Below are 11,486 nucleotides of genomic sequence, written 5' to 3'. Positions count from 1 at the left end.
AGGAAAACCAACAGTTCTAACCTGCCGTTTTCCTACATTTTACGGGTGCCTTTTACAGTTGTCCCATGATACGCTTTGAATTCCATTAATTTTAGCCCTTACTAAACGCAATATATTCGAGTAAATTAAAATAACTTATTTCCAATTAATTATATCGTACATACGTTCTTTATGAAAGACTACGAAATTCATATTACGATTTCCATTTTTTTAATTTAATATTCAGTTACTTCACTAACAGGAACAAATTCATCGGTCGAAACTCGATAGTATTCTTTACCATTAATCAAAGCAATTCTGTCAGTTTTCCATGTACTACCAGACTTTAATTTACGATCAAGATCTCCACCTAAGTAATCAACCAAGTCACCATTTTTATCATCGTTAACTTTGATCTTGGCAACTTTATCAGTATAGACATAAACGTCTTTTGCCTTAACGTATTCATCACTTGAAACACGATAATACGTTATGCCATTAGATTTATAAACTACATCACTCTTCCAAGCGGTATTAATTCCTAAAGCTCGATTAGTAATTAACTTACCTTCGTCATTATACAATTTAACAATTTTTGTCGTTGTAGCAACTTTTTGATTCTTTGAAGTCGTCGAAACAGTATTGCCAGAAGAATTAGAGTTACTGCCATTATTAGAACTAATTGGCTTCAAATAAAAATCATGTGTTGTATTGGTGCTAGTTAAGTCGATATATTTAGAACCATCGGTCACAGAAGTATTATATCCGGGATAATCTGGTTTCAAATATACTTTTCCATCTTCTACACCACTACCACTGACTGTTCCTAGTAGTTTCTTAGTCGAATTATCATAATAATTAATCGTGTAATCAACTTTTGGTTTATCAGTAAGAGTCCATGTAGTCGATGTTCTAGCATCGGGATCTGTACTAGTATTCTTGTCATAAACGCCTTCTAGCTCATCGGTATTAAATAAGTGAGTGCCATCAGTCCAACCAGTATACTTACTAGAATCTACATCTGGTAAATACGTATTTTTTAAAATTGTATTATCTTTAACTTTTAAACTAGTTAAGAAATTTAGTCCTCCTAGCATTCCATTTAAATAAACTAAAGGAATTTTAGATAGATCGACAAATGATGTTAGGTCCAAGCTCCTAAGACTATAGTCATCGTTGAACATGCCAGACACTGACTTAGAAGGATTTAATGAAGCACCTGAAAAATTAATGTCCGTTAAATTACTATCATTAAGAAACACATGTAAAAGTTCCCTACCATTAAATTTTATATTTGAAAAATTTACGGTTTTAACTCCACTGTAACTAACAAAATCTGTAAATTCATCAGCCTTCGCTAAATTCCAATTAGATATATCCAAACTTTCTAGATTTGAAGTAAGACTAAACATGGAATTAAAAAATACAGTATTGGAAACATCTAGTTTACTAACATCTACATTCTTCAAATTACTTAAATTGTTGAAATAGTTTTCCAAACTTCTTCCAGCAACTGCACCTTCATCAAAAACTACCTTAGTTATATCATCGGCATATTTATAATTGGCCCACACTGAATCACTTTGTGGACTATCAATTTCAGGCGTTGTCGTGTAATCGGGATTATCTACATCACCAGCACCAATATGCAAAGTTCCATCGTTATCAAGATACCATGAACTACCATTATCACCTTGAAGTGTACCTTGATGGTCTTTAGCAATGCCCTCAGGTATATCTAAAGAAGTATTCGTGGATTCCACTTGGGCAGTTTGATTAGTAGCATCAGCATGTACGACATCCGTTGTACCTAATAATACCAAGCCACTCGCAAAAGAAAGCAACGAAATTACAACTATCTTTTTACTAAAAATATCTTTCAACCTCATATCAAGAACCCTCCCATTAATTCCATAATACTACCATTATAGAATAATCAATAAAATATATCCTAGAAAAAAAGCATCTCATAACGAGATGCTTTAGGGTCGATTAATATTCAGTTACTTCACTAACAGGAATAAATTCATCAGTTGAAACACGATAGTATTCTTTACCATTGATCAATGCAATTCTGTCAGTCTTCCATTCACTACCTGACTTTAATTTACGATCCAAATCTCCACCTAAGTAATCAACTAAATCACCATTTTGACCGTCATTAACTTTAATATTAGCAATTTTATCAGTATAAATATAAACATCGCTGGCTTTGACGTATTCGTCAGTCGAAACACGATAATACATTACACCATTAAAGTTATAAATAGCATCACTCTTCCAAGCTGTATTTACATTCAAACCACGGTTAGTGATCAACTTACCATTAGCATCATATAACTTAACAACGCTTGTCGTTGTGGCAGCTTTTTGGTCTTTCAAAGTAGTTGAATTGTTATCGCCAGAATTATTATTATTGCTTCCAGTTCCAGGTTTAGCTTCATATACCAAATTTAATGAACCTGTCCCGTCATTACTACCAACAAGTTTAGCCACACGGTCAATTAAATCACTAGCAGTTGCATCCTCTGGAAAGCCTGTATATTGACCATCTGATGTAAGACGCCACAAGATTTGACCAACAGTATACCCACTAAATGTCGACATATCATTTAGTTTCCCACTAATACGAGTTCCACCGAATGATATATCAACAGACGTTTCATCTAAAACTAAAGTTCTATCTTGAGCCAAATTATCCTTAACTTTAGATATTGCGGCATTATTAGCATCAGTATCTCCACTTACTAAGTCTATTTCTTGGCTATTTAAATTACTGCTTGAGCCTTTCTCACTCTCATTAACAGTTACATAACTATGAGGCAATGGTGCTAAATAGAAATCATAGCTTTGATCAGGTACAGTCTGTCCTAAATCAGCCGAAGGCAATATAACAGGCTCATTTAAATCATCCACAGTTGTACTATAACCTGGATAATTAGGCTTTACTGGAAGCTCACCACCTTGTTCACCAGCTCCAGTAACTGAGTCTATCAGTTTCTTTGTCTGATCATCATAATAATTAATCGTGTAATTAACGCTTGGTGCCTTAACAGGAGTCCAGGTCGTTGAAGTTCTAGCAGATTCATTTATAGAAGAATTATTCCCATAAACTTTCATTAAATTATCTGAATTATATAGATTAGTACCATCAGTCCATCCTTGGTATTCATTTGGATTAACTAACCCTGTTCCATCAAGAACAGTATCATTTCTAACTGTTAGACTCTTTAGCCGTACTAATCCTCCTAGCATAGAATTAATCGATGCTCCAGAATTAAAAGTAAATTCTGTTAGGTCTAAGCTAGGTAAATTGGCATCCTTATTAAACATAGAATCAGCATTAGTAATATCAGTAAACGTGGTTCCAGTTTGATTTAAACTCTTTAAAAAGTCATCAAGCTCAAAAGCCCCACTAAGATTAGCATTAGTAAACTTTAAACCCGATAAATTTAAAAATTGAATTCCACTGTTATTTAAGAAATTGCTAAAATCAACCCCATCAGACAATTTCCAATTTGATATATCCAATTTGATTATACTGTCGGTGTTAGCAAACATTCCACTAAAGTCAGTAGTCTTAGAAACATCTAGATTACTTACATCCAATGTATTTAAATAAATCAACCCATTAAAATAATTTTTCAGACTAGTCCCTGCCACGGCACCTTGTGAAATATTAAGAGTATCTATATCTTTATAATATTTATAATTACTCCAAACCATATCACTATTCGGATTATCAATTGAAGTGGAGGAATCAAAAACCGGATCAGTGATATTACCAGGACCAATATTCAAAGTATTGTGATCAAGATACCACGAACTACCACCATCACCCGACAAAGTTCCCTGATGGTCAGCAGGAATATCTGCCGGAATAGCAAAAGTCGTATTATCCGCATTAGTAGTTGTAGTAGCTTGAACCGGAGCTGCTACAGCGTAAGATACCGGACGACTAACATTTGTTGGTTTATAACTAGTATTATTATTAGACGAATTCTGCACATTTGGTTGTGTAGAATTATTATTAGTCGTACCATTATTTGAATTTGACGTATTATTTTGATTTGTATTATTACCGTCAGTACTGTTAGTAGCCTGGATATTATTAGTACCTTGAGTATTATTTGTAGAAGTTGTAGAGGTATTAGTTTGCGTAGCAGTAGAAGAACTAGTATTTTGATCTACACTAGCAACGACGCCTGAGCTACTTCCATCACTTACAGTATCAGCCTTAGCTATATTTGCATTACCTAATAAAGCTAAGCCACTGGAAAATGATAGTAAGGATATTAAAACTAATTTTTTGTTTGAAACATGTATAAGTTTCATATATAACCCCTCTTCCACGACCATTGTAGTTCCATTACTCACGTTATAACCATCAAAATAAGTTAATATAATTATTATGATTTGAATTGGAGAGGATCCATGGATACCAAAAAGATGTTGAACTATAAATTCAACATCTTTTTTAAATTTAATATTCAAATACTTAAAAATCTTAATAGAATTTTAGGCACAAAAAAAGACTTGCTTTCGCAAGTCTTAATTTAAGCGACTAAGAATTAGTCAGCTAGTGAAACACCTTCACCGGCTTTAACAAATTCGTCTGTTGAAACACCGTAGTAAGTGTTACCAGCAGCATCAACGGCTGTCTTATCAACTAACCATGATGAACCACCAGCAAGAGCACGTGTTGTTGACATTACGCCATCCTTGTTGTATACGAAGTATGTCATACCTGGTGTAGCCAAGTTAACAACTTTCTTTGAGTCAAGGTTTGTAACTGTCAATGCGCCTTCAGGAGTTTCTGAACCACCGTTGTTGTTACCGTCATTTACGTTAACACTTTCAGCAGGAACCCATTCGTGTGTTGATACACGATATTGAACATCACCGTTAGCGTTTGTACGTGTCTTGTCATATTGCCATGAAGTATTAGCAGCAAGAGCACGGTTTGAGATAGTCTTGTTGTCATCGTTCTTCAATGTGTAATATGTCTTGTCATTCTTTGTTGTTACAACGCCTGATTCGTCCTTAACAGTCCATGCAGCGTCTTCTTTAGAACCAACGTTGATTGCACGGATATATGTAACTGAAGAAGCAGATACAGTTGCATCTGTAGATGATGGTGTTGAACCATTAATAGTTAATTTGTATGAACCATCAGCATTTACACCGGCAGCTTTAGCTTCTGCACCTGTAGTAGCTGCAGCAGTATCATTGTAACTTGTTAAGAATGTAGCAAAGTCTGAACCAGCAGTTGGTGTTACAGTAACTACTTGGTAATATGTCTTGTCAGCTGTACCAAAATTCTTACCAGCTACAAGATCTGTGTCAGAACCTGTACCCTTAACGGCAGCAGCATATGAATCATAAATTACACCTGGTTCTGCAGTAAATGAAGGAATATCTTTACCATTAGCATCTTTAACAGCAAAGTCTGATGTATTAGCATACAATACATCATCAACACTTGAGTTATAAGCTACATCTTTAGAACCTGTGTATGTAATAGCAGCAGTCTTATTAACATCTGGTGTTGTTGTAGCTGTCTTTGAATATGTAACTGTCTTTGTAACAGGTGTATCTAACTTAACTGTATTTCCATCAGCATCAACATATGATGAAATTGTATATGTAATTACATATGTATCTTGGTTCTTTGCCAAGTTATTATAATCGTTTTTTGATGAAACACCCTTAATTGAAAGTGTTAAGTTAGCCTTTGTGCCATCAGCTGATAGTGTTGTAACAGCTGGACCACCGTTGTTTGCTGAATATAATTTTGTAACAGCAAAAGCAGAAACAGTTGTTTCGATAGTACCATCGGCACCATTAACACCTGGTTTGAAAGTGGCTTGATCTGAAAGATCTGGTAATGCAGCAGCTGTTTGGTCTGCTAAAGAGTTTAACCATGAAGTTGCATTGTCATTAACAGTCTTTGTAGCAGCAGCTGTTTGGTCTGCTGTAAGAGCAGCATTAACTGTTGTTGTATTTGATAGAACTGGTGCTGCAACGGGTGCAACAGCTAGTAATGTAGCAGCAGCTACGCCAGCGTATTTAATTGATTTTTTCAATGTGAATCCTCCCCTGGACTACAAGAATTTATTATTTTAATTTGTTAGTGGGCTATCCCACTGACAATCATTATATGAAACTACGGCTTTTGAATCAACTACTAAATCTGAATTACCGCCATTTGTAACATTTCTGTATTAAAAATAATACAATTGTAATATTTTAACCGATATATGCGTTTAAGCCGGTATTCAAATCTTTTGTATATCAAAAGAACCTAATCCCATAATAGACGATTCCGGGATTAGGCTCAAGTAATATCATACAAAAAATTTAATTATTTTCAGTAAAACCCTAATTAGATTTGCGATTGGGGTATTAAGAAAGCTTAGTTTTAAAAATTTCCGTTTCAGTACGTTGTACATATTTGGCACTAGCCACTTCTGCAAAAAGTTGAACAGTATCCTTTTCAAAAATCTTACTGGCTGTAATTTTGTCCATAGCATTCTTAACCACTAGTGGATCAAGATCATCCTTAACATAGTTCAATACAAGATCACGTCTCTTACCTGCTGCTGTTTTAAAACTTAATTGTAATTTCTTCATATTAAATCATCCACCTTTATTTTTTTATTCAGTAACCATTGCATCATGCTTAATAATTTCTGCTTTTAGAAAAGCATCCCCATCAGACAACATAATCAATCCCTCTACTAATAGGTCGATTTGTTCTTTAGTAGGGTTCGCCACGATATTATTGAAGCTTCTTACCATTTTTCCTTTAGCATACTTATCATTTGTCATTGTTAAATTAATAGATGTTTTTTCCCAGTCCATCAAAACTACCTCGTTTTCTTTTTTGGTAAGGAACTCTGTCGGCCGACCTAAGTAACTTACATAAATAATAACGAGTGGGGACCCCAAAAGCGGAAATACTTTTTTCAATTTCTTTTAACATGTTATAATCTTGGCAGTATTACTATGGAGGAATTAAGTTATGAAGAAAATACTAACGCTTATGATGGCAACCATCGCAGCTTTTCTAGTTGTCGGCTGTTCTAATTCATCATCAAGCAGCAGCAATAATAACAACGACTATAAGACAGAAATGTCTAAAGGTAACAAAGCCGTGGATAACAAAGAATATTCCAAAGCTTTGACGCACTATAAGTCAGCAAATGAAGCTAAGAGCACTACTAAATCTTCTGCATACAAGAAACAAGCTCAAAACCTTGTTAATGCAAAGAAAGAAATGAATAAACGCGAATTTTCAGATGCTAAAACATCATTGAATAAAGTTAAGAACCAAGATAACGGCAACGCCAAAATGACAAAACGTGCTAAAACACTTTTGAAGCAAGTTAAAAAAATCATACGTAACCGTTCAAACTTCAAGATCAACATCAAGACAGCTAAAGATTTGATCAAACAAGGCAGCACAGATCAAGCAACTACCCTATTGAAGCAAATCACTAGTTTCAAAGGTATCAAAGGCAAGTATTACTCTGACATCTACAAACAAGCTAAGAAGCTTTTAGATAACATGCCAAAGAGTACATCTAAATCAACACCTACAGAAAATACTAATAATAGTAGTAACAGCTCAGAAACAACTGCAACAAACAATGATTCAGCTAAAGACACAAGCGATAGCGACAATCCAGCCGATAATGGAGACTTTGACAGAGAAAGCAGAAAATATGACGGTGGTACAATCACCGATGCTGATATCGCCAAAGCTCGTCAACAACTAACAGACGCCGGTGTTAAAGACGTTCCAGCATGGAGTGATAGTGAAATCATCAGAGCCATCAAGAACGCACATAAAGACGGACGTACAACAGTTCAAGAATCAGACGGTAAGATTTCAAATTAGTTTATAAACGTAAAAAGACGTGTAACTCATATGGGTTACACGTCTTTTTGTAGTTTTCTAATTAATTATTATTTGTAAGTACAATACTGTAACTAGCTTTCATATCGTTAAGAGTCTTATTCCTATAAGAAACATAATTATCATTTTGTAATCTTCCAATAAGAATACTGGGCAATATTTTAGAATCGCTTGCAAACTTTACTATAGCGTCTTTACTAAAGTCACCTTTATTTACAAAATCATCATATGAACTCTGTGAAATATAAAAATCAAGGGCAAACTTATCTGCCCTTTTTTCCTTCATTTCATATTGATTCTTATCTGTATAATCAGAATAAAAATCATTATTGTAGATATGCCCTAACTCGTGTATTAATGAAAACCAGAAAATATCTGACTTCTTATTTCTATCAGTTATCAATAATAATACACTACCATTTTTAAATTTCTTAGTTGCACCATTTAAGTTTGCATTAGTTAGTTTAGGTAAAGCCACCAAAACAATCCCACAATCTAACAACAATTCTTCTAAATCAGGATAAAATACCTCAGGTTTTTCCAAAGACATTTTCTTTATTAAAGGTAACGCCTGCTCTAATTTATCTTTTCGGTATTTATTATCCGTAGCGTTCCTTGCCTCATCTATTGCCAATTCCAACATCACATTAGAGTTAACTATTGACTTCTCGGAGAAGTCCTGAGTATTTCTATAGCTAACTGATGAATTAAATTCATATAGACTAGATAAATCAGATACTTTTAGCAACTTTCTAAGTGCTGAAACTTTCTCCTGAATATTATATTTTTTATCTTCAACAAACTCATTTTTTTTGAAATAACTAAAATCAATTGAACGACCTATTCTTTTCTCATCATCATTTTTCTGATTTTGTATTTCCATCAATTTTATATCGTAATTTGTTTGTAAATTCATCCATGTTTTTAAAGATATGCCAGTCAATTTTGCTAATTTATTGGCAATATCACCACTAATATCATCTTCACCATTTATAATTTTACTTATTGTTTTAGGAGATGTCCCAAGTCGCTCAGCAAACTCAGCTTGGGTTATATTAAGATCATCTACTATATCTTCCACATATGATCCGGGATGAAAAGCAATCAAATCCTTGTACGTAACCTCATTACTCATAATGTTTACTGACCTCCTCAATTTTTATTTGGACAATCGAAATAGACTTGCTGAATACTGCTTCAACATCATAACCATCAAATGTAGCAATTAATCTGTATGCTTTTGACCGCCCATCAATATCCATTGCATAAAATCCATCTAAATTACCATTTAATTTGTGAAAATGGTAGACCGGATTATTAATGACTGATTCCAAATTCTCAGCGGCTTCAATGAAGTTAATCAGTTTAACCAGTTTCTTGGCAACTTTCTCAGGGAACTGTTTTTTTGCATCTTTAAATGAACAACATTGCTTCTCGACCTTTTTATTTTTGTAGTCAACCCGCATATCTACTCCAGTCTATTACAATGAAATTACCTTTTAGGTAATTTCATTGTAATAGACTGGAGTTTTTACGTCAATAATTTAATCTCTTAACACGCTGCAATTATTAAGTGTCAACAGTATCAAAAATTCCACCAATAAAACTAGTCTTTGGATAAAAATGATGGAGTCAGCTGTGAATGTAGCGTTAGGACGGGCAATCTTCCCGTTTTTACACCACGGACGATTTAGAAATACACAAAGTGTAGTTCTAAATCGAGCTTCAAGACCTTGGCTTGAAGCGGTCCCACAGCAGACGGAATCATTTTTCTCCAAAGACAAAGCCCACTAAAAAAGAGTTCCCCACTATAAGGAAACTCTCAACAATTATTCTCCATCATCAGACGAAGATTTAAAACGCTTGTTACCCTTACCAAGATAAGAATGACGAATACCATAACCAAAGTAAATAACAAGCCCAATAGCAAACCAAATTCCAGCATATGTCTTAGCTTGAACATCAAGACCCCAGAAAACAAACAATGAACCAAGAAAAGCTAAAGCAGGAAGAACCGGATAAAGTGGCATTTTAAACGAAGGTTCAGGTAAGTCTTTACCCTCTCTTCTTCTCAATGGATAAATACCCAAAGAAACAAACATAAATGCAATCAAAGTACCTGCAGAGATAAGTTGTGCTAGAAAGGCAAATGGGCAAAGAGCACCAACGACAACAGCAATAGCTGATAGTGCAAACAAAGCGTGATTTGGCAAATTGTGTTTGTTAAGTTTGCCAAGCCAAGCCGGCAACATACCATCACGTCCAAATGAATAAAGCAAACGTGAACCAGCCAACATCATACCGATCAAAGCAGTAAACATACCAATAACAGCAACAGCTTGAATAACTCCAGCAACACCAGAGTGACCTGCTTGACGCAAAGCCCAACCAACAGGTTCAGCATTGTTAGCATATTTAGTATATTTGAACATCCCCACTAGAACTAAAGCAACAGCAACGAACAATGTAACAGCAATAACCAATGAACCTAAAATACCACGTGGCATAGTTTTCTCTGGGTCTTTTGCTTCAGCGGAATTAGCGGCGATAGAATCAAATCCAATATATGATAGGAAGATCATCGAAACACCAGCATAAATCCCTTTCCAACCACCAAAGGCAGTTCCGTCAGCATTAACATGATACTTGGGAATAAATGGTACATAGTTTTCAATATGAATTGCAGTTAAACCTACAATAATAAATGTCAAAATTGCGAGAACCTTCAAAACAACCAAAACGTTCTCAACACGTGCGGCACCGTTAACACCTCTGGACAATAGCCAAGCAACGGCTACTAAAACAATAACAGCAGTAATATCAATTATCCCTCCATCATTACCTAAAGTATTAGACAATGACTTTGGAAAATTAATCCCCAATGGAACTAATAGCCCTCGAAAATTGGCCGACAGTCCGGAGCCAACAAAGGCTAAAGCGATAAAGTACTCGGCCAACAACGCCCAACCGGCAATCCAGCCAAAAAATTCACCAAACATAACATTGATCCAAGAATAAGCTGAACCAGCAAACGGCATCGCTGCCGCCATCTCAGCGTAAGCAAAGGCTACCAAACCCGCAACGATCGCAGCAATTAAAAACGAAAAGACCACCGCTGGGCCAGCGTGATCGGCCGCAACGACACCTGGTAAAGTAAAAATGGAAGTTGAAACAATCGTTCCGACACCTAAGGCTAAAAAGTCCTTAACCGTTAAAACTCTAACCAGATTTGCATCCTTATCTTCATAAATACTCGGATCTTCCTTCAAGGTCAATCGTTTAAATATCCTACTCATAAACATCCTCCTAATAACTTGCTACGATCTTGTCTGACAAAGTCAGTTCGGGTACAAGATCTCATCCTTTAAATTGAATAATGGAAATATTGATATTCTAATAGTTTTCTAATTTACTTGCAAGCTTTTTCTTGATGATGTAGACGGACATTGGTGGGTTAGGAACCCCTAATTCAGCCACAAATAACTGATGGCGCTTTCTTATAAATTAAAGATTTTTTAATTTATAAGATTGGTTCCGTTTTCTTTAAATCTAACCAATTAGGATTATTCTGTTATCATAGTTTTAT

9 protein-coding genes are annotated in these 11,486 nt (G+C 35.0%); 1 reads left to right on the top strand and 8 read right to left on the bottom strand.

Features of this window, described 5'->3' with window-relative positions:
- Nucleotides 1-215 precede the first annotated feature (215 nt).
- The 5 genes from FC72_RS04650 to FC72_RS04630 form a co-directional block, all read right to left on the bottom strand.
- The gene (locus FC72_RS04650; RefSeq protein WP_057765258.1) at nucleotides 216-1,868 is read right to left on the bottom strand and encodes an SLAP domain-containing protein; all 1,653 of its coding nucleotides are present in this window, start codon (nucleotides 1,866-1,868) and stop codon (nucleotides 216-218) included.
- 103 nt (nucleotides 1,869-1,971) lie between these two features.
- On the bottom strand, nucleotides 1,972-4,314 hold the full coding sequence (locus FC72_RS04645) for an SLAP domain-containing protein (protein WP_057765256.1): 2,343 nt from the start codon (nucleotides 4,312-4,314) through the stop codon (nucleotides 1,972-1,974).
- A gap of 236 nt (nucleotides 4,315-4,550) precedes the next feature.
- On the bottom strand, nucleotides 4,551-6,065 hold the full coding sequence (locus FC72_RS04640) for a hypothetical protein (RefSeq protein ID WP_057765254.1): 1,515 nt from the start codon (nucleotides 6,063-6,065) through the stop codon (nucleotides 4,551-4,553).
- Between the two features lie 319 nt (nucleotides 6,066-6,384).
- Complete coding sequence (locus FC72_RS04635) at nucleotides 6,385-6,612, bottom strand: DUF2922 domain-containing protein (protein WP_057765251.1); 228 nt, start codon at nucleotides 6,610-6,612, stop codon at nucleotides 6,385-6,387.
- A gap of 24 nt (nucleotides 6,613-6,636) precedes the next feature.
- Nucleotides 6,637-6,843, bottom strand: coding sequence for a hypothetical protein (locus FC72_RS04630; protein WP_057765250.1), 207 nt, complete (start codon nucleotides 6,841-6,843; stop codon nucleotides 6,637-6,639).
- Between the two features lie 160 nt (nucleotides 6,844-7,003).
- On the opposite strand from FC72_RS04630, the gene FC72_RS04625 reads away from it, so the two are divergent.
- A complete protein-coding gene (locus FC72_RS04625; protein ID WP_057765247.1) occupies nucleotides 7,004-7,882 on the top strand; it encodes an outer membrane protein assembly factor BamD in 879 nt (292 codons plus the stop codon).
- A gap of 61 nt (nucleotides 7,883-7,943) precedes the next feature.
- Here the strand turns inward: FC72_RS04625 and FC72_RS04620 are convergent, their stop codons facing one another.
- The 3 genes from FC72_RS04620 to FC72_RS04610 all read right to left on the bottom strand — a co-directional run bounded on the left by FC72_RS04620 (nucleotide 7,944) and on the right by FC72_RS04610 (nucleotide 11,196).
- A complete protein-coding gene (locus tag FC72_RS04620; RefSeq protein WP_057765245.1) occupies nucleotides 7,944-9,035 on the bottom strand; it encodes a HigA family addiction module antitoxin in 1,092 nt (363 codons plus the stop codon).
- On the bottom strand, nucleotides 9,028-9,366 hold the full coding sequence (locus FC72_RS04615) for a type II toxin-antitoxin system RelE/ParE family toxin (RefSeq protein WP_057765243.1): 339 nt from the start codon (nucleotides 9,364-9,366) through the stop codon (nucleotides 9,028-9,030). Before FC72_RS04615 ends, FC72_RS04620 begins: the two co-directional genes overlap by 8 nt.
- Nucleotides 9,367-9,729: 363 nt before the next feature.
- Nucleotides 9,730-11,196 (bottom strand): APC family permease, encoded by a 1,467-nt coding sequence (locus FC72_RS04610; RefSeq protein WP_057765241.1) that lies wholly within the window; start codon nucleotides 11,194-11,196, stop codon nucleotides 9,730-9,732.
- Nucleotides 11,197-11,486 lie beyond the last annotated feature (290 nt).

Source organism: Companilactobacillus tucceti DSM 20183, assembly GCF_001434665.1.
Classification (GTDB): domain Bacteria; phylum Bacillota; class Bacilli; order Lactobacillales; family Lactobacillaceae; genus Companilactobacillus; species Companilactobacillus tucceti.
This window is presented reverse-complemented; position numbering and strand designations above follow the sequence as displayed.